This window comes from Stratiformator vulcanicus (assembly GCF_007744515.1).
Taxonomy (GTDB): Bacteria; Planctomycetota; Planctomycetia; order Planctomycetales; family Planctomycetaceae; genus Stratiformator; species Stratiformator vulcanicus.
In genome coordinates this window covers 2,727,898-2,752,671 of record NZ_CP036268.1, presented here as the reverse complement: position 1 = coordinate 2,752,671, position 24,774 = coordinate 2,727,898, and the positions used below count along the sequence as shown (strand labels likewise).

The following is a 24,774-nucleotide window of genomic DNA, read 5'->3' as shown; positions in this document are numbered from 1 at the left end:
CGCTGAAAAGCGGCGAAATTTCCGACTTCAATATGCCGAATCGCAATATCCGTTCGAGTCAGAGCGATCAGGCGGATTCCGCATCGGGATTTTCCGGAGTGTCCTTTTGATTTGATTCAGAAATGCCGCGCACGATTCCCAAACACATCGCGATCCGGTCTGTCGGGAGTACGCGTCGCGTCTGCGACTCACTCTCCAACGCGGCGGGCCCCTCCCGTTTGACGATATGAGTGCAAAGGGGGACGAGGACGGCCTCCCGAATGTGCGCCCGTTCGATGGTCAGGGTGAAGTCGAGGGCCGCGTTCAGCCCGGCTTGCTCGTAGATCTCAAATGCTGTCGCGGCGGCCAGGCGCCATCGCGAACCGTCTTCAACCGCATCATCCGATTTGTTGATGACTTCGGCCGCCCGCCGCCACTGCTGTTCAGCCATTGCTTCAGCGGATTTCTCACTGACATCTAATTCCCAAGGCCGTGGCAGCTTTTGGGCATTCGGCCGAGTTGCCGCAGCGATATCTGGCATCCCCCAAGTCTCGGCAAGCGACGCCGCGGTCCACCCCGCTTCGACTCGCGAGAGCGGTTCCTGCACGCCGAGTTCATCGGACGAAGCCATCTCGACCAAATACTTCTGGGCGAAGTCGGCGTTTTTCTGTTCCGCGAACTCTGCCAGAAAGTCTACGGCGAGGGTACTTCGCTGCTTGGCGTATTCTGTCGCCGTTCGCAGGTTGCGCCGGAAATCGTTGACGGCGTTACGGGCTTCGGTGTCGGAAGAAATATTGAGTTCGGAGGCCAGTTGTGACCGCATACCCAATGTGCCGACAGATTCGAGGCGATCCGTGAAATCAGCGAGGACTGTCGGAGCGGGCGTCGAGCCGCGCAATTGCGCGAACAACCGATCAAGAGCCGCCTCAGCCCGCGTCGAATCGCCTGCATCGGCTTCGGCTTTCGCGAGTTCTGCAAGAGCGGCCGCACGCAGAAAATACACTTCAGGATTTGGAGGGGCCGCTGCGGTCAAGCTGCGAAGGGTCGGTTCCTGCGGCGCGTCCGCATCGGGGATGTCATCGGCCGCTGTGCGGGCGGCCGCGACCAATTCCGCGACATTCGAATTTGCTCCCGTCGCGATCGCAACACGTCCGGCCCGGGACAGGACGAAGGCGCGCACTCCCGGACTCGCGTCGGCGAGCAACGTGGTCAAGTCCGACAGTTGCGGTCGGTCGACATCGTTCGCGGAGTCGGAGGGACAGGCTGTCACTTCCGCCAGTGCAGACATCGCGCCGATTTTGCCGTCGGGATCGGTAATCGTCGCGGCCCATGTGTAAGCGGCGGCAGTATCACCGTGTCCGGCAAGTCGATAGGCCACTGACCCATAAGCAGGACCCGGCATTCGCCAGACTGACGCAACGCGATTCGATTTGTCGAAGCGTCCGTCAAACAGGACTTCGGCTCGATCTGCGACGTAGCGTGCTTGTTCGCCAGAAGCCGTATCGCGGACGCTCTCGAGCGCCTTACGGGCAACATCATCCTGAGACAAAGCAATTGCCAGCGCAGCAAGGTCGATCCCCGCATCGAGGGCGTTCGGCCCCCGCTGCGGAATTTCGTCCGAAAGCTCGGCGGCCTTTGTGAAGAGCGGCAATGCGGCATCGCGATCTCCGGCTTCCAGATTGGACCAGGCAGACGCGACGAGCGGAGAAATCTCGAAATACGGAATTGGAGGCGTCAGCGCCCGCAAGGCTTCGATTTGATTCATCACCCCATCGGCTCGGCTTGCGGCGGCAAAGGCGAGGGCTGCATCGCGTCGACGATCCTGCTTGCGAAGATTCTGAGATGTGTCCCTGGCAATTCCCGGAATGCGGGCCAGCGTTCTTTCGAGAATCTCCTCTCGAATCTGCGCCGGCGTCTTTGTCGGCTCACCAGTTCCGTTTGTCTCTGGGTTCTCGCTGACTTCGCCGTTCGTTTTATTAATGCCGTCCGTCGTTAGCGGCGGAACCGGCTGCACGTTTGGTGGCACATCGCCGAGGTTCGTCTTATTGGAGCCGGAACCGAATACGAACCAACCGGCGCCGCCGAGCACTGCCAGTAGCAATACTGCACTTCCGACAATGAACGTGATTCCAGATCCGGAAGACTTCGATTCGGGTTCCGGTTCCGGCTCGATCGCAAAACGCGGCGCTTTGAAAACAGGAACCATGCAGTCGGAATTGCGGCACTTGACGTTGCTTCCGCTCGCCTTTGATGGAGCGAAACCGACCGTCTCGCACATTGGGCAAACGACCTCATGTCGCCGGCCCTTCATCGGCTTGGGAGCCAAGGCGATCGCTGAGGACGCCGCTTTGTCCGGATCGAGTTCAGACCCAAACGGGTCATCCGCTTTGGCTGTTTTCTTCTGCGATGCCGGCGCCCGTTGCGGTTTCGAGGCCGCGGCAGTCGTCTTACCGGAGGTCGTGCCACCAGCCGATGCCGACATCGAAGCACCGCAAAACGGGCACTGCGTCGCATCGTCGTCGAGAACTGATGCCTTGCATGCGGGACAGCGGTTAAGAGCCATGAGAGCTTTCGAGCAGAAGTTTCAGTATTTGTCTGAGGTCAACCAAGCGTGCAGAAACCCAACGCCGAACGGAGTTGCCGACGATCTCGGTTGAATTCGTCATCGAAGTTTCGTCAAGAAAATCTGGGGCTGCGGCTGCGACATTGGTTCAATTCGCGGTTTCGGAGACAACCACCCGATTGAACAGGGTCGGTCCGCAGACTAAATTTATAATACGGCGAGACGGCATGTGGGAGTCAGGTCGCGTTCGACGGAATCCTCACTCGAATCACTTCAGACCATTCTCATGAATGAACGCGTCGAAGGTTGGACGTTCGGCATTGGTCGGCTCTTCGGCGTCCCGATCCGGCTGAGTTGGGTCTTAGTACTGTTGCTCCCCATTTTGGTGATCCGTCTGCCCGGGTTCACAATGGGCCTAGCTTTCTTCGGATTCTACGCCCTCTGGGTCGCCGTGCATACGTTTGGGCACGCACTCGCGGCGCGGCTGACCGGCGGATACGTCCGTGAATTGTCGTTTGGTGTCTGCGGCGAAGGGTCTGGCATCGAAGGCGGTCCGACCATTGTCTCCCGTTTGGCCGTTGCGATGGGCGGCTATGTCGTGCATTCGCTAGCCGTTGTGGCCTTCCTGCCGACCGTGTTGCACGAAGGTGTCTGGCAAGACGGCCTGAATCCGTTCACCTTCCCGATCGAGGCCGGATCGTCAGTCGGATTCACGGAAGTCTGCCTGATCAATTTTCATGTCAACTGGTTGCTGTTGCTGTTGAACCTCATTCCCGCGCGGCCCCTCGATGCAGCCAAGCTGCTGTCCGTTCGCCTTCCTGAAGTGAAGACGGTCCCGGCGCGTCGAAACCATTTCGGTTTTGCGATTTCAATCGGACTCGCGATTGCATCGCTGGCGTGTGGCCAACTTTGGGCTTTGGCGATCTCCGGCTACCTCGCGCTCTTCAACCGGCCGCGAGTGGAACGCAGCGACGACAGTGAAACGTTTGACGAAACATTTCTCGGGTACGATTTTTCAGCCGGATACACCAGTCTCGAGCAAGAGCGTGCGGGCGAGCCGACGGCTCAGCCTAATTTCATGGAACGCTGGCTCCGAGATCGCCGCACACGGCGAGAGCGACGGCGTCGAGAACGAGATGCACTCGACGAACAGGAGATCGACCGCCTTCTGTCGAAAGTTCACGAAAGCGGACTACGTGGTTTGACGGAATCAGAGCGCCGTCGATTGCGCCGCGCATCAGCGCGGTATCGGCAACAGGGCGATCGCTGAATCTTGAGTCGAAATTTTCTTTCGACCGGTTTCTTGCTGAGATTGCAGGTTTTCTCCGCGGGTGTCGCCCGCAGACGTGTCACAGTCCGCGCGACCGGACTATTGGCGCAAATCGCTTCGCTGTATCGATCGGCGTTCCTAAAGCGAACACACTCCGGCCGATACGTTGCGTTCGCAGAACATCGGGGCCTGCCGTGACCTAGCTTGTAGAGAATCCTCTCTATGCACAGGTCTTGCTATGCCGCTCGGCACCGTAGTCCGATCAGAAATCTCCATGTCCGACCTCCCGGCCGTCGCGTCGGAACAGGTTGCGGGGACGGTCGACGAACTGCGGGCCTGCACTGGTTTGCCGTTTTTCGCAGTCCGCATCGATAGTCGGTGCGTTGTCGAAGTGGCCGGGCAACTTCCGCCGATGATTCCCGATTGCGTCCGAGAGGAACTGCAACAATTGACGCACCCGAAAAAGTGGGAGACCAACGCGGGGATGGTTTTTTATGCCGTCCCATTTTGCGTGGAGAATCGCACACGGTATGCGGCGCTCGGATACATTCCGTCAGCCAAGGCATCCGTCGCTCAAGTAACGCGCTGCGAGCCGCCGGCTGACCTGATCATCGCCGGCTCACAGGCCGGTTGGTCCGCTCGACAGCTTCGTCATTTTTGGAACGAATGCGAGGCTCTGTCTGGAAACGTCGTCGAGCGACTCATCACGCTCGCGGCAGAGCACCTCTCGGGACGTTCGGCGAGATTGCGATTGGAAGATGAACTCGACCATGTGACCTGCCAACTGGATCATACGTACGAGGAGATCAGTCTTTTACACGACCTCAGTCGCAATCTGCAGGTATCACAGGGGCCGACGTCCTTGGCCGATCTGTGTGTCCGCCGGCTGCACGCGCTGGTCGACGCGGGCGGAAGTCTGATCCTGATCAATGATCGATCGCGACGAAATCTGCTTCATTCCCGCGGCGTTTTGCCGTTCGAACCACGGGAACTTGAAACACTGATCGAGTCGTTTTCCGACGTCGAATGGTCAAGGCCCCTCGTTCGCAACCACGTCGGCAAGACGCTTCTGGGGGCCGACTACCCGCGGCTGAGCAATTTCATTCTCGTCCCCATCCAAGAAGGCCAACACCGCAAGGGTTGGGTCTTTTGCTGCAATCGAACACACGGACAGGAATTCGGAACCGTTGAAGCCGGCTTCATGAATTCGGTCGCGACGATACTGGGAACACACGTCCGCAACACCGAACTGTATCAGCAGAATCAGGACCTCCTGATCGGGTTTGTCCGTTCCCTCGTTTCGTCATTGGACGCCAAAGATCCTTACACGCGCGGTCACAGCGAGCGTGTCGCGTTGATCGCGCGGCGGATCGGCAAGCACATGAAATTGCCCGAAGGTGACCTGCGAGACATTTATCTCTCAGGCCTGTTGCACGATGTCGGCAAGATCGGGATCGACGATCGCATCTTGCGGAAACCGGGTCGACTCACCGACGCGGAGTTTGAGGCCGTCAAAGCCCATCCAACGATCGGGTACAACATTTTGAAGGGCCTGAGCAACTTGCAGCACATCTTGCCCGGCGTCCGGAACCATCATGAAAACTTTGATGGCACCGGCTACCCCGACAAGCTGGCCGGCGACGATATTCCGCTCATGGCCCGGATTCTTGCTGTTGCCGATGGCTACGACGCGATGGGGAGCGATCGGCCCTATCGAAAGGGAATGCCCAATCAAAAGATTGAGGAGATTTTCCGGAAAGGTCGAAATGAGCAGTGGGACCCCAATGTCATCGATGCGTATTTCGCGTGTCGAGAAGACATTCTCAACATCTATGCCACCTATTCTTTAGAAGCGGGTGCTCCGATCGACGGAAGTCTGTCGACAATTTCACTGGATCGCTAATCTCGCTCGAATGCTGAGTCTCGATTCGTCGACGAAGAAAATTCGTCGAGAGAGATTGTCTGACGGCACCCGCGGCAACAATCAGCCGTCCGGTGCTGACAACAACGCCGTGGCGATCGTCCCGCCGAAGCCGAGTGATAGCTTCAGAGCGTGTTTGATCGGATGCAGCGCGGGTCGCAGCGGCGTGTAGTCGAGCCCGCATTCCGGATCGACCTCGTCGAGATTCGCCGTCGGCGGAATGGTATCATGTCGGATCGCCGCAATCGTCATTGCCGTTTCCACGGCTCCGGCCGCTCCGAGCAGGTGTCCGATCTGACCTTTGGCGGAAGAACCTTTGGTCTGTTCCGCGTGTCTCGGGAAGGCCCGACGGACGGCACGGCTCTCCGTCAGATCATTCGCGATTGTCGCGGTCCCGTGGTAATTGATGTAGTCGATATCCCCGGGAGCTGTCTCAGAGGATTGCAGCGTGCGGATCATCAGGTCGCCGAGGGTTCGGCCCGATTCATCCAACGCTGTCAGAGCCGTGGGGTCGGTTCCACAGAGGCCTCCCCTCCAAACGGCCAATATCTCCGCACCCCGTTTTTCGGCTGCTCTCCTTCGTTCCAAGACAAATGCCGCTCCGCCCTCGCCGACCAGGAAACCGGAGCGGCGGCGCTCAAACGGACGGCAGGCTCTACGCGGATCATCCTCGTGGGAGCTGACGCCAAGACGATGAGCCGACGCCAAGATGGCCGGGTGAAGAGACGCGTCCGCCGCCCCGCAGATGACGCGGTCCGCGGTGCCATGCCGAAGCATGTCGGCGCTGCGAATCAGGCAGACCAAGCCGGTCGCGCAGGCCGCAACCGGAGCCAACACCGGCCCGCGAATCCCAAACTTCCCGGCCAAATACGTTGATGGACCGGCGGGGAATAAACTGAAGAAGTCCGAATTCCCAGCCGCCATTCCACGAGACTCGATACTCTGCCCCCACACCGAGCCTTTGCTGTTGCCGAAGATCAAGCTCGTCTGCGGATCGGTAAGTTCGCCTTCACTGAGACCCGACCGCTCAAGGGCTTCGGTGAGTATCGCCTCGCTGAGCCCGTAGACCGGATCGGCAAAGGCGGTATCAGTCGATTCACTCGACGGACGAAATCGCGAATCCGGGAAAAGCGGCGCGCCGGCGAAGTCAGCCGCCGGAGGGAGCGCGTCATCGTCGATCGCCCATGCATCAAGCCGACGAGTTGCCACTTCGCCGGCGGCGAGGCGACGCCACGACGATTCCCAGTCGGGACCGAGCGGCGTTGCGCAGCCGATACCGGTGATGACGATGTCTTCTGCCGACCCAGGCATGACCCTTACGCCGTTATCTATCTACGTTCGTCGACTCGAGTGGCAAACGGCGGCCAGAGCCGCCCCTGCCAAAGCGAGATAAATGGCGGCGTCGACCATGTAATTGCGAGTCGAGACCGGGGGCGGAACAGTTACGGCCCCTGCGTCCTGAGCGAATGCGGAACTCGCGCTGATCCACATCAGCAGAGCGGCAGGAAGAACTCGTCGTCGTAGGAAGTGACCCATCACATGTTGACCCATGTTCGCCCGTTGTGATTCTCTTCGTGGTTTTCGTCGTTCGTTGCGAGCAGTTGAGCAAACGGAAATCGTAGACGATCGAAGGTGGCGCGGGCAACGAACGAGGTGTCCCAACGTGGGGAACGCAACGTCATCGCGGCCTGATAATCGGCCACAGTCACCCCGTAAAAGGCATACTTCCGATCGTCCCAACCGAACACTTCGGCGTGTTCGGCCTCGAATCGAGGCTCTCCCAATTCGTAAGCGAAAACGAACATCGCTTGTGACGAATTGCCGAAAATTTCTTCCCAATTCGAGAGACTTTCGACGTCGTCGTTCGTGACCCAGTTCTCCCAACGATGCTTTGACCGCGGACCGCCCGACGGAAAACGCCGCCCCTTGACGTCGATCAGCAGTTGTCCGCGCGTCGGATGTTCCACCACGAAGTCGATCGATTTCAGCGAGGCATTTCGCAGCAATACTCTTCTTGACTCGTCGACGGCGACATAGGGCATCTGCCGACTCTTCAAGTAGGCTTCGAACGCACTTTCGTACGGGTTCGAAAGGATCGCCATTATTCGATTTCCACGCTGCCGATCGAAGATCGCTCGTCCGCCAATCGCTCTTTGATCTCGTCGACAAGACGCTCGGCTTCAACTTCGATTTGAGTGCCGGTCTTCAAGACCTTGAGCTGCCGAATCCCGGCATCGAGTTCGTCTGCCCCTGCCAGAATCGCCAGTGCAAAGCCTTTGCGGTTGGCATACTTCAATTGCTTGCCGATGGCTTTGTCGTCCGGATAAAGCTCGACATCGATGCCCGCAGATCGCAGCTCCCTTGCGATCCCGACGTAATCGGCCAACCGACCCCGATCGAACTGCGTGATCAGCACGCGGCAGGGCGTCGAACGACCGTCAATCAGTGATAATTCCTCAAAAGCTGCCAAGAGCCTATCGACGCCCAGGCTCGCCCCGACACCCGGAAGTTCCTGATTTGTGAAAAGTTGCGCGAGATTATCGTACCGACCGCCGGAGCAGACACTGCCGATGCCGGGGAGGTCGTCGAGAAACGTCTCGTAAATCGTGCCGGTGTAATAGTCGAGGCCCCGCGCGATCGAGGGATCGAGCCGAACCCTCCCCGCTGAGATGCCGGAACGTGTTACGATATCGAAAATCTCTCTGAGGGTGGCGACGCCGCTCTGTCCGGCCTCGCTCGCCGTCGTCATCGATTCGAGTTCTGCGAGAATAGACTCTGGCTCGCCTTCGAGTTCGACGGAGGCCAAAATCTGCTCGGCGGCCGCGGTCGGAACGCCGGCCCGTTCGGAAAGCTCTTCGAGCACCGCGTCTCGCCCGATCTTGGGAAGTTTGTCAAGTGCCCGCAGCACCTCGGCCGAGCGGTCGGACAGATCAAACTGCTCAAGCAACCCGTTGAGAACTTGCCGGTTGTTGATTCGGATCGTGAAGTTTTCGACGCCGAGACGATCGAGCAGATCGTGGATGACGAGCAGAGTTTCGACATCGCTGGCGGTCGACCGAGTCCCGATCGTGTCGAAGTCACACTGCGTAAATTCGCGGTACCGGCCTCGCTGCGGAGATTCACCACGCCACACGCTTCCGATGTGATACCGCTTAAAGGGAGTGCCGATCTCGTTCATGTTTAGCGAGGCGTATCTCGCGAACGGGATGGTCAGATCGAACCGCATCGCGACGTCGCGACCTCCTTGATCTTCGAACCGAAACATCTGCTTGTCAGACTCGACCCCGCCTTTGCCGAGCAGCACTTCGGCGTACTCGAGCGCGGGCGTGTCGATCGGCGCGAAACCGTAGCTTCGATAGACCGCCTTGGCGGTGTCGATCAGCCGTTCTCGCGCAATCGCTTGCGTCGGTAGGAAATCGCGAAACCCCTTGAGCGTGCGATTGGGGATCAGTTTGGCCACCGGACTCTTTGCTTCGCTTGGAGAAAAAGGATTGTGGAAAACGTCGGGCTTGCGGACTTCGAGAGCAACCGAGAGTTGCTATGACAGGTCGGCTCGAATCAGGACGACGCAGAGGAAACGACGGTAACGGTTTGGGATGTCCGCAGAGTTTTGGATTCCTGATGTTTCGACTAGCGCGGCGCTAAAGGCTCGATCACTGGCAGGGAGAGGGTTTTGCCAACGCTGCGTCGCTCGGCCGGCGGGAGGACCGCTTCAGCATATTCCCAAATTTGCTCCGGTGTTTCGAAGTAGCGTTCATGGGTCCCGTCACCGTCGTACTCGCAATTGTCGGTCGAGTACTCGCGACAGATATGAGGTCTCTTTTCATACGCCCCGCAGCCGTAATCCTCTTTGAGGTGCCGGCAGTCCGCAAAGACCTGCAGGAACCACGAACCCTCATCCACGAAGACCGCGACCCGCCCGTGGATCATATACCAGCGGATGAAGTCGAAGTCCTTCCACTCTGAGGGGGTTTCGATGGGCAGCGCAAAATATCGACAGCATTTGGCCGTGCAGTACGAGCACAGATTCTCGCCCGGTTTCAGGTCTTCTCTACGGACACGCTGTGTCATTGGGCCGTTCGGTTCAAACAATCGAATCTCCCTGATTGCGGTCGAGTGAGCCGCCGTGATGCTCCTGAGCAGATCAACCGCCGCGGCCAATTCTACCGGTTCTTCGCCGTGGCGAAACCATTCGGCCCTTGCGATTCGCCCGCGGCATCGTGATCGTCGTCGAAATCGGGAGTTTGCTTGCGATCGTTGCGACCGGCGTCACCGAGCCAGCATGTTATCGTGGCGAGATCGGCCCCCCACGCAAAACTTCCTCGCATGGTCGTTCTTGACCCTGCGAGGCGCCGATACTCTAATCACTTATTACATTCAGTGTTTGCGTGGCGAATGGTTGCCGCGCTTTGGTCGTGGTAGCCCAACCCGGAAGCCGGAATGCACGTCCTCGGCAAAGTCATGCTTGGAATCGCCTTCTGTCTGGGCGTTGCGGCAGTCTTGTTGACTTCGAAACTGATCAACGTTCGCAATTCGTGGATGAGTCAGGTCAAGCAGGCTGAGCAGTCGATCTCCGGGCTGGAGGAACAGGTCGCCAAGCAAGAGCGAGCCGTCCGCGACTTGGAAACAAAGTTCGCACGGTTTCAGCTCAACTGGTCCGATCCCCACATCTCACCGGCGACGAATGTCGAGCAGCCAACCGGATTGGTCACGGCCCAGTTGGGACAGGATCAGGGGTTCGGTGTTGGCACCGGGCGGGGAGGACCGAACCCAACGTACGAGGCATTCGCGGTTGGTGCGGACGGCTCAAGTGAATACATCGGCAAATTTGAGCTTGTCGTCGCGAACGCGAGCGTTTCTCGCTTCCGGCCAACATTCACCGCGCTTCCCGAAGAAATTCAGTCTTGGCCGCAGGGCGAATGGCGATTTTGGCAGACCACGCCTTACGCGCCGCCGGCTCGCGTCGATAAACTGCGCGACCGGATCGCGGAACGGGCCGATGACAACAGGGCCTTGCAGGAACAGGTTGCCCAAGCTGAAGTTGAAGTCGCTCAGGCCAACGATCACCTCGACTATCTCGAAAAACGCCTGACCGGAAATCCCGGCGCGCAGCGGATCGAGAGAACGCCGGAGTTCGCTGACGGGCTCATCGCGACAATCTTTGCAGAGGAAGAGGCTCGTGACTCCGCAGCCGAACAGCTCGCCGGCCTGCGACTCAGTGTGCACAACGCCTACAATCAATTGCTTGCCATCATCGAAGAGAATCGTGACCTGACGACCCAACTCCCGCAGCCGGTTGAGGCGTCTCGAATTGCGGAGCGAATCAACTAGCCTGAGCTCATCTGGTTCGACATTCGAGGTCTGTACCTCGTTTGAAGATCGCAATTCGGGGTTGCCAAAGCGTTTTCTCAACCGAAATCACGAAAAACGTTTGCTTGATGGCTATTCAATTGGGTTCATAATTTCGGCCGCGGGCACGCTGGTGTACCCGCTCGCTTGACCACGGAGGCGCATGGCGCGGTATGGGAATCGAAGACCGCGAATATCTCCGCGATGACACGCAGGGCGGTGCAAATTTCTTCGCGACCGATCCGGCGACGAAGTGGTTGATCGCGCTCATTGCCGGCGTGTTTGTCCTGCAAATTCTCACGTCACAGAATATCCAGGAGGGGATCGCGCCTCTGGCCCAACAATGGTTGGACCTGACCCCCACGGACATCCTGGGCGGCCAAATTTGGCGTTTGGTCACCTATGCGTTCTGTCACGAAATCAGCGCTCCGCTCCAGATTATTTTCAATCTTCTGTTTTTGTGGTGGTTCGGTCGCACTCTTGAGGGCATGTATGGCTCTCGGGAATACGCGACCTTCTTCTTCGCGACTGTCCTGATCACGGGCATCACCGGTTTCTTATTCGGCCTTGCTTACGACGCCGGACGGCCAATGTACGGGGCGACCGGTGCGGTGATGGCCGTCGTCACGCTCTACGCGCTGCATTTTCCACGTCAGAAAATTCTGCTGTTCTTCATTATTCCGATCGAAATCCGCTGGCTGGTCGGGTTGTTTGTCGCGGGCAACGTGTTGGCCGCATTGTTCGAGTTGTCCAGTCCGGATGGAATCGCGAACGTCGTCCCGATCGCATCGCTGGCGAGCGTCGGCTTCGCCTTCCTTTACCAGCGCAGCGGTTGGCGGATTTCGGACGGCCTACCCCGAGGGATTCCGATCCCAAGGTTCAAGCGGCAGCCCAAGTTGCGTGTCCATGACCCGGAACACGCCGCTGAGCGCGAAGCCGAAGACGACTTGGAATCAAAGGTCGATGCCGCGCTCGCCAAGATCAGCGAGCAGGGCGAAGCGAGCCTGACGAAGTCAGAGCGCAAATTGCTCGAAGAAGCGAGCCGTCGCTATCGGCAAAAGGGGTGAACGGACCCGGCTACGCTGCAACTTGCCTGAGCGGGTCGTTGCCGGTGAGATGCTTCTGAACCATGCCGTGCAGCGCTGCGAAGACACGCCCTACTTCCAATTCGGAGTGACAGGCGAGGTGCCCCGTCCCCCGATGCGGACAGGTCCGATGATAGCTGCCCCCGCATGACAGACCGGTTTGCACGAATTCAAAGTGCTCATCGCGGGGGCCGGATCGCTGTGGGTCGGTGCAGGTGAAAACGGCACAGACCGGGGTGCCGACTGCGGCGGCGATGTGCATCGGCCCCGAGTCGTTCGTCAGTGCGATATCCGCCGTCGCCAATAGAGCGGCGAGGCCTTGCAATGATGTCTGGCCCGCGAGGTTCAACACGGTTGCTCTCGGCACGAACCGGGAGAGCGTTCGCTCCAATTCGGCCCCCAGCGATGCCTCATTCGGGGCACCGAGGATGACCGTCGAGCATCCGTATTGTCGATAAGCCTTCGCGCACACGGCGGCGAACCGATCGACCGGCCAGCGTTTCGTTTCCCAAACGGTTCCCGGTGCGACTGCCAACACTGCCCCGCGAAGACCGGACAAGAGTTCCCGCGCGGCGTCGAGTTCGGTCTTGGCGACGCGAATCGTGGCTGTGGATCGCAATTCCCCGCAGCCGATGGCTTCGGCGATCCGCCAGTAACGCTGATGGGCCGGGACAAATCGACTGGTGTTCGGAATGATCTCGGTGCAGGTCAGATGCGAACCCTCGCGAGCCGTTTCCAATCCGACCCGGACCGGAGAGCCTGTCGCCAGCGTCATCAGACCTGTCCGAAGCAAACCCTGCAGATCGAGAACGAGGTCGAACTTGGCCGCTCTGAGTTCCTTCGCCATGCGAACCCAATCGCTCGGCCCACCTTTTCTGCGGTACAGGATGAGGCGGTCGATCAGCGGATGCCGCTCCAGTAATCCGGCCAGAGAGTCGCGGATCACCCATGTGATCGAGGCGTGCGGGTAACGTTCTTTCAGAATCGGCAATAGAGGCAGCGATTGCACGACATCGCCCAACGCACTCGGCTTGATGATCGCGATCCGCTCGGGATCGACGTCGGCAAGGCAGCGGGGCATGGGCAAAGAAAGGGGTTGAGCCTGCGAGAAGTCAGTCGTGTTGTATGACACGCAGGAAATTTTGGGCAAGAGCGTTCCCGGTCGGCAGAAGCAAGAGTCGACTCTCGCCAGACGTATCCACGCTTCGCGCGCTACGAACGCCCCACTTCCAATCAATTGATTACGATTTATGGGCGAGAACCCGAATTTGGAACTGCCTGTGAGCGTTGCCGTTCACGAGTCCGGGCTGACGATCTGACGGTCGAAGTAGTTGATGCTCATTCCGGCGTCGATGACGAGCCCTTGCGCATTGATGCCTGAAGAACGCGGGCTTAGTAAAAAAGCTGCCGTGTTCGCGACTTCATCGGTTTGCACCGCCCGTTTGCGAAGTGTCGCTTGCTCGGCGAACAGGTAGCTGTCGACGTATCCGGGGATACCTGCCGATGCCGAGGTCTTGAGCAAACCGGGACAAACGGCGTTGAAGCGGACATTTGAAAAGTCGCTGAACGATTTCGCCAGAAAACAGACGGTCGAGTCCAGTGCCGCTTTGACGGGTGCCATATATCCGTAATTCTCGGCCGCCATTCGCGTTGTGGAGATCGAGATGGTGACGACGCTGCCCTGCTCCGGTTCGAGCAACTCGCGAAATGTTTCCGCCGTCGCAATGAGGGAATAGCAGGAGATATCGACCGCCTGCAGAAATGCCGGTCGGGGTGTCTGATGAAAGGGGAGCCAGCCTGCGGAATAGTCGGCGAACGCGATCGAATGCACGATTCCGTGCAGTTGGTCGGTCTCTGCCGCGACTTCTTTTCCCAACTTGGCGATCGACTCCGGGTCTTCGAAGTCGCAGACGAAAACCGGGACGTCGCCCGCCAGTTTGCGAACGGTCGCCGCGCGTTCTTCGCTGCGAACCGAGTACAACACGTTTGCGCCGGATTCCGACAGCACTTGCGCAGTTTGCCACGCAACGCTCTTTCGATTCGCGACCCCGATGACCAGCACCGACTTGTCGTTGAGTCTGAGAAAATCCATGAGTCTTTGAGCCGGTACGGTCGTCTGAGGTCCTGTCGCGAAGGAGGCCCTTCGATGCGGGTGGGACTTTCGCACAAAGTTCCGGGTCTCACAACGACCGGGATGACAGTGCCGTGGATTGAGCGCGAGGTAAAAGGATACGGTCGGCAGATATTTCTGCGATTCCTCCGGCTATACTTGTGGCAGGCGACGGTGCCCAAAATTCCTATTTGATACTGACCAACCCAGGAGGCCGATTCGTGCTCGGCGACGGCGGTCGAATACCGCAAAAAGCGCTCTCTCAATACTGCCGCAGCTTGGGCACCCTGCTGCACAGCGGGGTCGACATCCGAAAAGCGTTCGTGATCGCGGGGGATAAGGCAAAGGATCCCCGCGTCCGGCGACGGTCAGCCGAGATCGCCGTTCTTCTACGCCGCGGCGAAGATGTCACCGAGGCAATGGGGCACTGTGATCCGGCTTTTCCGCCACTGATGATCGACATGGTGAACGTGGCCGAAAAGACCGGGACACTGCCGGAAGTTCTGCACAGCCTGTCCGAACACTTTGACAACAACGTCCGCCTGCGAAAGTCATTTATCGGGGCGATTGCGTTCCCGGTGTTTCAGTTGGTTGCGGCGATCGGCATCATCGGCCTGCTGATTTTCGTGCTCGGAATCATCGGCAGCGTGACGGGAAACGAAACCGCCGATGTGCTGGGTTGGGGGCTGGTGGGCACGCGAGGTGCCCTGATTTGGTACGGCTCGACCTTCGGCCTCGCGCTGGGATTATTCGTACTCTTTAAAGTCGTGCGTGCCACGTTCTCGGGCATGCAAATGATCGATGTGGCATTGCTGAGGGTGCCGGTGCTAGGGAAATGCCTGCGATCGTTCGCGATCGCGCGGTTTTCCTGGGCATTCGCTTTGACGCAACAGGCGGGTATGCGCATCGATCATTCGCTGGAGGCGGCATTCCGGGCGACTTCGAATGGTGCCTATATCGGTCGCGGGAATTACGTCTACACCGCCGTTGAAAGTGGTGTCGACCTCGCCCCCGCCTTGGAGGCAACCAGGTTGTTCCCGGCAGACTACCTGCATTTGGTGGAAGTCGGAGACCATTCAGGAACGGTTCCTGAGACACTCGAGCGGCTCAGCCCGGAACTCGAAGCTGAAGCCCGGCGGAGCATGAGTGCGCTCGTCGCAGCCCTCGCCTGGGTCATCTGGGCACTGGTCGCCGGCTTCATCATCTTCGTGATTTTCAGTATCTTCAGTTTCTACCTGAGCAAACTTCAAGAAGCGGCGGCCGGTTTTTAACATCGAAAGCAAGTTCCGATAGCCCGAAGCGCCAGCAAGGCCGTGAAGCTGGAGACTCGAAAAGCTTTTCGCACGTCATGCCCTGATCCAATTCGGTTGCGGCAGGAGTCACCGGAAGTCGCCGATGCAACTCTTAGGCATCCTGCTGTTTTGCTTCGATCGCCGGTGAATCACGCGGCGATTGCTCGATGATTGAGATTGCTTCCGAACAATTGTTGGCCCGACGCCTGGCAGTCCGCGACAAAAGAATTCTGTGTCTGCATTCCGTTTTGAACTTGAAGCCGTCGATCCGGCAACTGGCGCACGCGCGGGCCGATGGCACACGCCGCATGGAACGGTGCTGACCCCGGCGTTCATGCCGGTGGGCACCTTGGGAACGGTCAAAGGGCTTTTTCCTGACCAACTCAGAGCCGTCGGCACGCAAAAGCTGCTCGCCAACACCTATCATCTCGCACTTCGTCCCGGAGCCGAGGTCGTCGAAGAGTTGGGCGGTTTGCACCGGTTCATGGACTGGGACGGTCCGATTCTCACCGATAGCGGTGGCTTTCAGGTCTTCAGTCTTGCGGGATTGAGAGACATCGATGACGAGCGAGTCGTCTTCAAATCACACATCGACGGCAGCATTCTCGAACTGACCCCGGCGCGAGCGATCGAAATTCAGCAGCAGCTCGGGGCGGACTGCATCATGTGTCTGGACGAGTGCCCTCCGGCCGATGCACCGATTGAGCAGATCGCCGAAGCAGTCCGCCGCACGACGCTGTGGGCACAGCTCTGTCGAGACACGCAGGCGCGGGATGATCAGGCTCTGTTCGGCATCGTGCAGGGCGGAATCGATCAGTCGCAGCGGGAGAAGTCGGCCGACAAACTGGTACCGCTCGACTTTCCCGGCTACGCGATCGGCGGTCTGAGCGTGGGTGAGTCGCCGACCGAAATGTATCGCACGCTCGATCACACAACGCCGCACCTTCCGTCCGAAAAGCCTCGGTATCTGATGGGCGTTGGCCGCCCCGAAGATCTGGTCGAGTCGGTCCTTCGCGGCATTGACCTGTTCGACTGCGTGATGCCGACGCGCAACGGCCGTAACGCGACGGCGTTCACATCGACGGGCCGGGTCAAGATGCGGAATCGAAAGCACATGCGGGATGACGCCCCGCTCGACCCCGCGTGCGAATGTCCGGCGTGCACGCGATACTGCCGCGGCTATTTGCGTCACATGTTCATCGCCGGTGAAATGCTCGGGCCGATTCTGCTTTCTCTGCACAATATCGCATTCTACCACCGGACGATGAGTGACCTGCGGGTCGCGATTCTGGAAGGTCGGGCCGATTCATTTCGCTCCGAGTGTCTTGCCGCGTGGGAAAGCGAATAAATCACCTGCTTTGAAAATTTGGCGGCCTTCAACGAAGATGGCGTGTTCCTTACAAACCGCGAGAGCGGTGCCGGTCTGGTCGTAGTGTTCGCGTGGCTATGTTTGAGTGCGTTTCTGCTGTAATTTTACAGGCCGGCAGCGGTCTGCTTGCCCAAGCCCCTGCCGCAGGCGAGAAGGCACCGGGCTTTGCCGAAACGCTGATGGGTATGCTGCCGATCATGCTGCCGCTGATCGTGTTGTACGTCGTGATCGTCGTATTGCCGGGCAATCGGGAGAAAAAGAAGCGAGAGGAATTGCTCAACTCGCTGAAGAAGAACGATCGCGTCATCACGACCGCGGGCATGATCGGATCGGTCGCAAATATTTCGTCGGACGGCAAAGAGGTCACGCTGAAGTTCGGCGATTCGACTCGTATCCCGTTCGTTCGGTCGAGCATTCAGACAGTGTTGAGAGACGATTTGGAAGAAAAAACCGGGGCGAAAGCCGCTTCCGAGAAGTGACGTCTCGGAAGCCCTCGCCGTGGTCCGGGCTCAATCTGCCCGTTTCGGTATCGCACAGTAGAAAATGGAATTGTCGATGTTGTCATTACTTTTCGCACAGGCTACCGAGACCGTTTCGTCCGAGGCGGGCTCGGCGGCCGTCATTGGTGATCCTACGACCGCGGACGGCGTATCCGGCTGGATCATCTTGCTGGTGGTTCTGGCGGTCTTTGTCCTGCCGTTCCTGATCGGAGCGGCGCTCGGGAAACTGCTGAAGTTGCCCGATCTCGCTTTCAAGATGGGCGTCGTGCTGTTCGCCGCCGCGATGGGCTCTGCCCCGTTTATCTGGGCAGCCACCAATGGGGAAAACCTCAAAGACACCATCAACCTCGGCATCGATCTGGCCGGCGGAACCAACCTAGTCTATCGCGTCGTTGAGACCGAAGACAAACCGATTACCGACCAGGTCATGGATCAGATGGTCGGGGCCGTTGCCAAGCGGATCAATCCGTCAGGCACCGAAGAGGTCACGGTCCGACGGGTCGGCCGCGATCGGCTGGAGGTCATCGTCCCGGGGGCTGACCAAGAAAAGGTTGAGCAAACCAAAGACCGGATCATCAACAGCGGTAAGCTCGAGTTCGGCATTCTGGCCAACAACAATCGGCACCGCGACTTGATCGCCGAAGCGCGGCAGATGTCCGGAAGCGAGCGGCTGCTTTATCGCAACGGTGAACTGCGAGCCGAGTGGATTGATGTCGCGATCGGAGCCGACGGCAAGTTCAAAGACGTCGACGACCGATTCGGCGTTGCTCCTCGGGCGGTCAACAATGAAAACAAAGTAGTCGAATTGGTCGATTCGCCAGAGCAAGGTAAGCGTCAATTCCTTGTTGTTTATGACGACCCTGACCGGCGTGTCACCGGCGATTACCTTCGCAGCGCCTATCCGACAACGGATCAGAGCGGACGACGCGTCGTCGGCTTCAGTTTCAACGCCAAGGGAGCGAGCCGATTCGGCACGCTCACGTCGAATTACCGCCCGCCGGGCGACAGTTTTCGCCACCGTTTGTCGGTCATTCTGAACGGCAAGATTCACAGCGCCCCGAGTATCGAAAGCGTCATCTCGGGCAGTGGTACGATTTCGGGCGACTTCTCGCAGGCCGAGATCAAAGCATTGATCGACGTCCTCAATGCCGGTGCCCTGCAGCTCGATATCGACAAGTCGCCGGTCAGTGAGTTCACGATCAGTCCTTTATTGGGTGAAGACACCGTCAACAAGGCGCTGTCGGCGATTTTGTGGGGCGGCATTATCACGCTCATCTTTGTGGCTTCGTACTATCTCGTCGCCGGTTTAATCGCCGACCTCTGCCTCGTGCTCAACATCATCCTCGTGATGGGCGCGATGGCGTTCATCGAAGCGACCTTCACGCTGCCGGGACTCGCGGGCATCGTGCTGACGATCGGGATGGCGGTCGACGCGAACGTGCTGATCTTCGAGCGAATTCGCGAGGAGTTGACCCGCGGCTCGAGCTTGCGGATGTCGATCTCCAACGGCTTCGACCGTGCCCTCAGCACGATCGTCGATGCCAACGTCACCACGTTGATCACGGCGGTGATTCTGTTCGTCATCGGAACCGATCAGGTGAAGGGCTTCGCCGTCACGCTCTTTATCGGCATCGTGACGAGTATGTTCACGGCCCTCTACTTCGGTCGCTTGATGTTCGACATCCTCGAGCGGAAGCGATGGATCAAGAGCCTGAAGATGAACAAAATCCCCGGCGTCGGCTCAACCCATTTCGACTTTCTGTCGGGGACGAAAATCGCGGTCGTCGTATCGATCTTGTTCATCGGGACCGGACTGGGCGTTCTGTTCAGCCGGGGGGCGAAGATGCTCGACATCGATTTCCGAGGTGGAACGATGGTCACTTTCGAATTAACCTCCGAGTCCGACACGGCGACGGTGCGCAAGATCCTCGAAGCCGTTCCCGAGTTTTCATCGGATGTGTCCGTCGAGCGATTGACTTTGGCGGACGACGTTGGGGAGATGGGACGACGGTTCCGGATGAGAACCACGCTCAAGGACGATTCCTCCGCCGGCGAGAAGCAGGCGGGAACTAGTGAAGGTAAGTCGGAGTCATCGAATGCGGCGGAGACAACGGCAGAAAGTGATACCCCAAAAATTGACGAGTTGATCGTCAGTGCGTTTGAGGATGCCGATCTCGACATTCGTCGAATCACGATGACCCACGGCGAGGTCGATCCGCTTACTGAAGAGGCTGCGGCGTCATTTGATCCGCTCTTCGCGGGCGGTTCACTGGCGACCGTGACAATTGAGAACGACGAAGAACTCGGCACCTCGACGATTAAGCGCTACGTCACGACCGAATTGGAAGCGGTGGCGGAAGAGAACGGCCGAAAATATGACGAGCTCGACTCGCTAGTCGAAGTTATCGGGATCGAAGGCAGCGGTACGAATGCGCCGCCGGGACAACCGAAGTTGTTCTCGACGATGCGAGTCGCGTCCGCCTCGATTGTCGACGATGGCGATCTCGCAACGGCGTTGGAAAACACGAAGGAAGCGATGGCGACGCATCCGGTATTCGATGAACGAAACAGTTTCGATTCCGCCGTCGCGGGCGAAATGCGCGAGACGGCGATTCTGGCTATTCTGACCAGCCTTGTGGCGATCGTCGCTTACCTTTGGTTCCGTTTCCAACGGGTCACCTTTGGCCTCGCCGCGGTCGTGGCCCTTGTCCACGACGTGCTCGCGGTCCTCGGCTGCGTGGCAATCGCGGCAGCCATTGCGGGTTCGACCGGCACCACCGTGTTGGGCCTTGAAGAGTTCAAACTCAATCTGCCGATGATCGCGGCCTTCCTGACGATCATCGGGTACTCATTGAACGACACGATCGTTGTGTTCGACCGAATTCGCGAAGTGCGGGGCAGGAGTCCGGACCTGACCGCAGCGATGATCAATACGAGCCTGAATCAAACGCTGGCCCGTACGTTGCTGACATCGGTCACAACGTTCATCGTGGTATCTATACTGTATGCCTTCGGTGGTGAAGGCATACACGGATTCGCGTTTTGCCTGGTCGGCGGCGTACTGATCGGTACTTACAGTTCGATTTACGTCGCGTCACCCGCTCTGCTTTGGCTGATGAACCGGACCGCGAAGAAGAACAGCAGCGCTCCCGCTGCCAAGCCGGTCGCTCAGACGACTTAGAGCGCTGGCCTGCGATTGATATGCGAAAAGCCCACGAGTCAGACTCGTGGGCTTTCTTGTTGGGGCAGAACTATTCTTCGACGGCTACCAGCCGAGCGACATGTTCGTTTCGATCGCCCGCTGGGCTTCATGCAGATCGCTGCCGGTATCAAGCATGTAGAGGCGGATGGCGTGAACTTTGTCGCCGCGAGCCCGCGAAAGGCAGTCGCGGGCCGTGTCACATGGTTCGACGGAATCGCGAATCCCGAGCATACCTTTGGAGATCACCCAAATGTCGCGGGGCCTTCGCGTAACGCGGACGACCTCTTCTTCAGGGTAGTGTTTTTCTGCGATCTGGACCGCATCGTCTTGGTTCTCCGCCCAGCTAATCATAATGTGCTGGTTGGTTTCGATCTCATACAGCGCCATGGTTTAGTCCTTCCAACAAGACCGGTGCGGATCAGGCACTCGGACATCCGACGGTCCGAGTTTCGCCGCGGATCGGGCGGCGGCTGACGGGGCAGTATAATTTGACGCATTGCTCGATGCCATCGGCGGCACACAAATGAATCCGGTCGAAGACTTCAAGCAGGATTTTTTTCCTCGGCCGCACTGACACGCACATACAGCGGTTCGAGTTCGAACGGGTCACAGGCGTCGCAATTTCTCTGCGTGTCGATCGATAGTCGAGCGACGGTCGCGGCCATCGGAACCGCCTGTACGTCGTCCGCAACTTGGAACCCTGTGTCCGGTTTCGTGGCGTCACCTCGAGGACGACCCGGTCCAGTCAGCAGGATTGAACCGCCGTCTTCAGCGACATCCGACAGCACTTGATTCGCAGATAAAACCCGCATTGGCGATGTCGCTCTCCACATCGAATCGATTTTTTCGAAGCGTTGAGCAAACACGTCGCCCCGTTGGGCATCAATCATGACCACACACTGAGTCTCGTCGCATCTCGACTGATGGGCGATGACCTCCGGCGTTGCGACGGCGACGAGGCGGCAACCGATCGCATAGGCGAGTGTTTTCGCAAATGTGATTCCGACGCGCAGACCGGTAAAACTCCCGGGACCGTGGCTGACGCCGATCAACCCGACCTCGTTGAGCGAATACCCGTGCGCCAGAGTCAAAGCCTTGGCCTCGCTCACAATGGCTTGGGCCTGACGCCGACCTTCGCGTTCGATCAACCGCTCTTCAAGTAGTTGCCCGTCGCTCATCAAGGCGAGTGACCCGGGACGGACCGAAGTTTCAATGCCCAGGACGATCACGAGGCGAGCTCCTTTGCACCGGCATCGGGATTCCCTTCGATCGCCAATTCGGACCGCATCTCGGCAAGAAAACGTGACGGAATCGTCGGGCGTAATTTGCCCCATTTCCGACGCGCAAGGGCACGGCTGAGCGTCAGGGAGTTCATCGCGCGAGTGATGCCGACGTAGGCGAGCCGCCGCTCCTCTTCAATCGCGGCGCCACCGATGTCGAGACTGCGGCGATGCGGCAGCAGACCTTCCTCCATTCCGACAAGATACACCCGCGGAAATTCCAATCCCTTCGCGCTGTGCAGCGTCATCAATCGGATGGAGTTCGCGTCACGCCCCGATTTTTCCTCGGTCGCGAAGTCCCGTCCGTCGAGTGACGTCTCTTCGAGAAATCCGCCGAGCGAGGGCCGTTTCGCCGCGGCCGCGTATTCGCGCATTGTTTCGAGTAGTTGATCGAGGGCCGCGGCGCGGCCGAGCTGTTGCGTCGGTTCGCTGTAGAGGCGTTCGATCTCCGCCCGATATTCGATTTCGTCGATCAATTCCGACATCGCGTCGTGCAAGCGAGCGGGTTGAGCTTGAAAACGGTCGCGATACTTCTTGACGAGCGATCGCAATCCGCGAATGGCATTGATCGGCTTGGGACCCAGAACGCCCTGCACTGCGAGTTGTTCAGCCGCTGACCAGAAGTCGACTTTCGTTTTCACCGCCGCGTCGACAACCTTCTCCACCGTCGTCCGACCGATCCCACGGGCGGGGGTGTTGATGATCCGCGCCAGCGCCTGCCGGTCTTGCGGGTTGATCACAACGCGCAAATACCCGAGCAGGTCGCGAATTTCTTTGCGATCAAAAAATGATTGCCCGCCGAGCAATAAATACGGCAGCCGCTTACGGCGAAATTCCGATTCGATCACGCGTGGTTGTTCGTTGGTGCGAAACAGTACCGCAATGTCGGACGGCGGAACTCCGGTCTGATTGATGAGATAATCAAGTTCGAACGCCAACTGCCGAGCTTCTTCGGTCTCGTCGTCGAATTCCAGGAATTTGACGTCGGCAGAGCCGCTTCGGCCCGCTCTGAGTTTCTTCGGGTGCCGGTCGCGATTGTGCCGAACAAGTTCGTTTGCGAGGTCGAGAATATCGATTTTGCATCGATAGTTGTCTTCGAGCCGGATGACCTTCGCACTCGGAAAGTGCCGGCCGAAATTCAGAATGTGCGTGACCTCGGCGCCCCGCCAGCCGTAAATCGATTGGTCGTCATCACCGACGACACAAAGCTGTTGGTGATGCTCGACGAGGGACTGGACTAAACGAAACTGCACCCCGTTGGTGTCCTGGTATTCGTCAATTTGCACGAAATCGAATCGCGTCTGCTGCCGGGCACGGACTTCAGGATCGGTTTCCATTAATCGCACAGTCAGCAATAGCAGGTCATCGAAGTCGACGCCGCCCGATGTCTTGAGAATGCCCTGATAACGTCGGTACGCGATCGCCGAGAGCAGATCGAGATCATCTTCGGTGTTCTCCGTCGCTTCGTCGGGAGAGACACCGTTCATCTTCCAGCGGCTGATTCGGCTGAGCAAATCGGCCGGCTTCATGGCTTTGTCGGTCAGTCGGACCTCGCGCAGCGCCGCCCGCGCAGCCGTTTCCTGATCGCCACGATCATAGATTGCGAAGGTCTTGGGATAGCCGAGCCGTTCGATTTCCTCGCGGAGAACACGAACGCAATAAGCGTGAAACGTTGAGACGAGCGGCTTCGACTTCGACCGTCCCATCAAAGCGACGGCTCGCTCCCGCATCTCCTTGGCCGCCTTGTTCGTGAAGGTGACCGAAAGAATGCGTTCCGGGGATGTGCCCCGCCGCACCATTTCAGCCATTCGGCTCGTGATCACACGGGTCTTACCGGTTCCCGCCCCCGCCAAGACCAGCAACGGTCCGTCAAGATACTGAACCGCATCGGCCTGAGCTGCGTTCAGTCCGGATAAAATCACATCGACGCGTGACATCATTTCGACCCGGCGCACGCGGTCGGCGGAGAACTTTCTTTCGGACGCGCCTGATCCAACGCGGTCAACATGCGAGTCATTGATGGCCATCGCCGATCGCGGTCGGTGGCCATGCCCTGCATGATCACATCCGCGACTTCAGTTCCAAACTTTGGCGCCAGTTCGACCATCGACTTCGGCGGAGTATTCATGTGATGCATCATGGCATCAAGCGATTTCGCCGGTTGCCAGGGACGCTGCCCCGTCGCCAATTCGAAACAGGTCACCGAGTAGGCAAACACATCGACGCGTTCGTCGGTTTGTTGACGTCGAATCAGTTCAGGAGCCATGTAGTTGGCAGTTCCGGTCCGATTACCCGGTCGACAGAACTCTTTCTGCAGAGGGATCGTCAGTCCGAAATCAAGTAATTTGATGCGCCCGTTGACAGTGATGAAAGAGTTTCGAGGGCTGATATCGCGATGCAGGTACCGGCAGGAATGAAGATATTCGATTGCACGTCCGAGTTCGATGAACCATCGGCAGCGCTCGCCCGGATCGGGCTCAGATTCCGCACCGACCCGCGCGGCTAACGTCGTTCCTTCGAGATATTCCATAGCGAGAAATGCCTCCCCATCCTTGGTGAGCCCGTGCTCGTAAGTGCGAACGACGAAAGGGTGCGACAGAGATACCGCAATTTCGCCTTCGCTCGGTTTTTCTCGCCGCTCAAACCGAGCTTCGAAGCGATCCGTCTTTTCGCGATCGAGGATTTTGAGGGCAGCCTGTCGGCCAACTTCGTTGTCGAAAGCTTTCCAGACTTTCGACATGCTCCCCTGCCCGATCGGCCCGATGAGATCGAATCGGCGCTTAATATTGACCCGCTTTGGTCTCTTTCCGAACAGGCGTTTTAGAAAAGACATGGGAAGGAGGTCGAAGTGAGA

20 protein-coding genes are annotated in these 24,774 nt (G+C 58.6%); 8 read left to right on the top strand and 12 right to left on the bottom strand.

Features of this window, described 5'->3' with window-relative positions:
• Window positions 1–67: 67 nt before the first annotated feature.
• Window positions 68–2,542 (bottom strand): zinc ribbon domain-containing protein, encoded by a 2,475-nt coding sequence (locus Pan189_RS10820; protein WP_145363934.1) that lies wholly within the window; start codon window positions 2,540–2,542, stop codon window positions 68–70.
• Window positions 2,543–2,828: 286 nt separating this feature from the next.
• Between Pan189_RS10820 and Pan189_RS10815 the strand changes: the two genes are divergently transcribed.
• Both Pan189_RS10815 and Pan189_RS10810 read left to right on the top strand, forming a co-directional pair.
• On the top strand, window positions 2,829–3,812 hold the full coding sequence (locus Pan189_RS10815) for a M50 family metallopeptidase (protein WP_145363933.1): 984 nt from the start codon (window positions 2,829–2,831) through the stop codon (window positions 3,810–3,812).
• A gap of 274 nt (window positions 3,813–4,086) precedes the next feature.
• Window positions 4,087–5,715 (top strand): HD-GYP domain-containing protein, encoded by a 1,629-nt coding sequence (locus tag Pan189_RS10810; protein ID WP_310820324.1) that lies wholly within the window; start codon window positions 4,087–4,089, stop codon window positions 5,713–5,715.
• A gap of 81 nt (window positions 5,716–5,796) precedes the next feature.
• On the opposite strand, the gene Pan189_RS10805 is transcribed toward Pan189_RS10810, so the two are convergent.
• The 5 genes from Pan189_RS10805 to Pan189_RS21360 all read right to left on the bottom strand — a co-directional run bounded on the left by Pan189_RS10805 (window position 5,797) and on the right by Pan189_RS21360 (window position 10,061).
• Window positions 5,797–7,044 (bottom strand): beta-ketoacyl-[acyl-carrier-protein] synthase family protein, encoded by a 1,248-nt coding sequence (locus Pan189_RS10805; RefSeq protein ID WP_145363931.1) that lies wholly within the window; start codon window positions 7,042–7,044, stop codon window positions 5,797–5,799.
• A gap of 224 nt (window positions 7,045–7,268) precedes the next feature.
• The gene (locus Pan189_RS10795; RefSeq protein ID WP_145363929.1) at window positions 7,269–7,835 is read right to left on the bottom strand and encodes an HYExAFE family protein; all 567 of its coding nucleotides are present in this window, start codon (window positions 7,833–7,835) and stop codon (window positions 7,269–7,271) included.
• The gene (hisS, locus tag Pan189_RS10790) at window positions 7,835–9,193 is read right to left on the bottom strand and encodes a histidine--tRNA ligase (RefSeq protein ID WP_145363928.1); all 1,359 of its coding nucleotides are present in this window, start codon (window positions 9,191–9,193) and stop codon (window positions 7,835–7,837) included. The genes Pan189_RS10795 and hisS overlap by 1 nt, the downstream gene beginning before the upstream one ends.
• Window positions 9,194–9,363: 170 nt before the next feature.
• A complete protein-coding gene (locus Pan189_RS10785) occupies window positions 9,364–9,804 on the bottom strand; it encodes a YkgJ family cysteine cluster protein (protein ID WP_145363927.1) in 441 nt (146 codons plus the stop codon).
• Window positions 9,805–9,896: 92 nt separating this feature from the next.
• Window positions 9,897–10,061, bottom strand: coding sequence for a hypothetical protein (locus tag Pan189_RS21360; protein WP_310820323.1), 165 nt, complete (start codon window positions 10,059–10,061; stop codon window positions 9,897–9,899).
• A 112-nt stretch (window positions 10,062–10,173) separates the two neighbouring features.
• Here Pan189_RS21360 and Pan189_RS10780 point away from each other — a divergent pair, with 112 nt between their 5' ends.
• A complete protein-coding gene (locus Pan189_RS10780) occupies window positions 10,174–11,064 on the top strand; it encodes a hypothetical protein (protein WP_145363926.1) in 891 nt (296 codons plus the stop codon).
• A gap of 191 nt (window positions 11,065–11,255) precedes the next feature.
• Entirely contained in the window at window positions 11,256–12,149 is an 894-nt protein-coding gene (locus tag Pan189_RS10775; RefSeq protein WP_145363925.1) for a rhomboid family protein, read from the top strand.
• Window positions 12,150–12,159: 10 nt separating this feature from the next.
• On the opposite strand, the gene waaF is transcribed toward Pan189_RS10775, so the two are convergent.
• The gene (gene waaF, locus Pan189_RS10770; protein WP_310820322.1) at window positions 12,160–13,299 is read right to left on the bottom strand and encodes a lipopolysaccharide heptosyltransferase II; all 1,140 of its coding nucleotides are present in this window, start codon (window positions 13,297–13,299) and stop codon (window positions 12,160–12,162) included.
• A gap of 162 nt (window positions 13,300–13,461) precedes the next feature.
• Window positions 13,462–14,259: an enoyl-ACP reductase FabI gene (locus Pan189_RS10765; protein WP_145363923.1), complete on the bottom strand. Its 798-nt coding sequence runs from the start codon at window positions 14,257–14,259 to the stop codon at window positions 13,462–13,464.
• Window positions 14,260–14,498: 239 nt separating this feature from the next.
• Between Pan189_RS10765 and Pan189_RS10760 the strand changes: the two genes are divergently transcribed.
• The 4 genes from Pan189_RS10760 (at window position 14,499) to secD (ending at window position 20,619) form a co-directional block, all read left to right on the top strand.
• Entirely contained in the window at window positions 14,499–15,548 is a 1,050-nt protein-coding gene (locus Pan189_RS10760; RefSeq protein ID WP_310820321.1) for a type II secretion system F family protein, read from the top strand.
• 253 nt (window positions 15,549–15,801) lie between these two features.
• Window positions 15,802–16,917, top strand: coding sequence for a tRNA guanosine(34) transglycosylase Tgt (gene tgt / locus Pan189_RS10755; protein WP_145363922.1), 1,116 nt, complete (start codon window positions 15,802–15,804; stop codon window positions 16,915–16,917).
• Window positions 16,918–17,015: 98 nt separating this feature from the next.
• On the top strand, window positions 17,016–17,417 hold the full coding sequence (gene yajC, locus Pan189_RS10750; RefSeq protein WP_310821340.1) for a preprotein translocase subunit YajC: 402 nt from the start codon (window positions 17,016–17,018) through the stop codon (window positions 17,415–17,417).
• 76 nt (window positions 17,418–17,493) lie between these two features.
• Window positions 17,494–20,619 (top strand): protein translocase subunit SecD, encoded by a 3,126-nt coding sequence (secD, locus tag Pan189_RS10745; RefSeq protein WP_145363920.1) that lies wholly within the window; start codon window positions 17,494–17,496, stop codon window positions 20,617–20,619.
• Window positions 20,620–20,703: 84 nt separating this feature from the next.
• Here secD and Pan189_RS10740 read toward each other — a convergent pair whose 3' ends face one another.
• The 4 genes from Pan189_RS10740 to Pan189_RS10725 all read right to left on the bottom strand — a co-directional run bounded on the left by Pan189_RS10740 (window position 20,704) and on the right by Pan189_RS10725 (window position 24,753).
• Window positions 20,704–21,027 carry a DUF6793 family protein gene (locus Pan189_RS10740; protein WP_145363919.1) on the bottom strand — a complete coding sequence of 108 codons (324 nt, stop codon included), beginning with the start codon at window positions 21,025–21,027 and terminating at the stop codon, window positions 20,704–20,706.
• 155 nt (window positions 21,028–21,182) lie between these two features.
• Window positions 21,183–21,869, bottom strand: a complete 687-nt coding sequence (gene tsaB / locus Pan189_RS10735) for a tRNA (adenosine(37)-N6)-threonylcarbamoyltransferase complex dimerization subunit type 1 TsaB (RefSeq protein ID WP_310820320.1) — start codon at window positions 21,867–21,869, stop codon at window positions 21,183–21,185.
• The gene (locus tag Pan189_RS10730) at window positions 21,866–23,857 is read right to left on the bottom strand and encodes an ATP-dependent helicase (protein ID WP_310820319.1); all 1,992 of its coding nucleotides are present in this window, start codon (window positions 23,855–23,857) and stop codon (window positions 21,866–21,868) included. The genes tsaB and Pan189_RS10730 overlap by 4 nt, the downstream gene beginning before the upstream one ends.
• A complete protein-coding gene (locus Pan189_RS10725; RefSeq protein ID WP_145363916.1) occupies window positions 23,857–24,753 on the bottom strand; it encodes a serine/threonine protein kinase in 897 nt (298 codons plus the stop codon). The genes Pan189_RS10730 and Pan189_RS10725 overlap by 1 nt, the downstream gene beginning before the upstream one ends.
• Window positions 24,754–24,774: the final 21 nt, after the last annotated feature.

Excerpts from the sequence above, each read along its gene's own strand:
- Pan189_RS10765 (WP_145363923.1), bottom strand. The coding sequence starts at position 14,259 with ATGGATTTTCTCAGACTCAACGACAAGTCGGTGCTGGTCATCGGGGTC.
- yajC (WP_310821340.1), top strand. The coding sequence starts at position 17,016 with ATGTTTGAGTGCGTTTCTGCTGTAATTTTACAGGCCGGCAGCGGTCTG.
- Pan189_RS10810 (WP_310820324.1), top strand. The coding sequence starts at position 4,087 with ATGTCCGACCTCCCGGCCGTCGCGTCGGAACAGGTTGCGGGGACGGTC.
- Pan189_RS10740 (WP_145363919.1), bottom strand. The coding sequence starts at position 21,027 with ATGGCGCTGTATGAGATCGAAACCAACCAGCACATTATGATTAGCTGG.
- Pan189_RS10820 (WP_145363934.1), bottom strand. The coding sequence starts at position 2,542 with ATGGCTCTTAACCGCTGTCCCGCATGCAAGGCATCAGTTCTCGACGAC.
- secD (WP_145363920.1), top strand. The coding sequence starts at position 17,494 with ATGTTGTCATTACTTTTCGCACAGGCTACCGAGACCGTTTCGTCCGAG.
- Pan189_RS21360 (WP_310820323.1), bottom strand. The coding sequence starts at position 10,061 with ATGCGAGGAAGTTTTGCGTGGGGGGCCGATCTCGCCACGATAACATGC.
- Pan189_RS10725 (WP_145363916.1), bottom strand. The coding sequence starts at position 24,753 with ATGTCTTTTCTAAAACGCCTGTTCGGAAAGAGACCAAAGCGGGTCAAT.
- Pan189_RS10805 (WP_145363931.1), bottom strand. The coding sequence starts at position 7,044 with ATGCCTGGGTCGGCAGAAGACATCGTCATCACCGGTATCGGCTGCGCA.
- Pan189_RS10780 (WP_145363926.1), top strand. The coding sequence starts at position 10,174 with ATGCACGTCCTCGGCAAAGTCATGCTTGGAATCGCCTTCTGTCTGGGC.
- Pan189_RS10795 (WP_145363929.1), bottom strand. The coding sequence starts at position 7,835 with ATGGCGATCCTTTCGAACCCGTACGAAAGTGCGTTCGAAGCCTACTTG.
- Pan189_RS10730 (WP_310820319.1), bottom strand. The coding sequence starts at position 23,857 with ATGTCACGCGTCGATGTGATTTTATCCGGACTGAACGCAGCTCAGGCC.
- Pan189_RS10785 (WP_145363927.1), bottom strand. The coding sequence starts at position 9,804 with ATGACACAGCGTGTCCGTAGAGAAGACCTGAAACCGGGCGAGAATCTG.
- Pan189_RS10775 (WP_145363925.1), top strand. The coding sequence starts at position 11,256 with ATGGGAATCGAAGACCGCGAATATCTCCGCGATGACACGCAGGGCGGT.
- Pan189_RS10815 (WP_145363933.1), top strand. The coding sequence starts at position 2,829 with ATGAATGAACGCGTCGAAGGTTGGACGTTCGGCATTGGTCGGCTCTTC.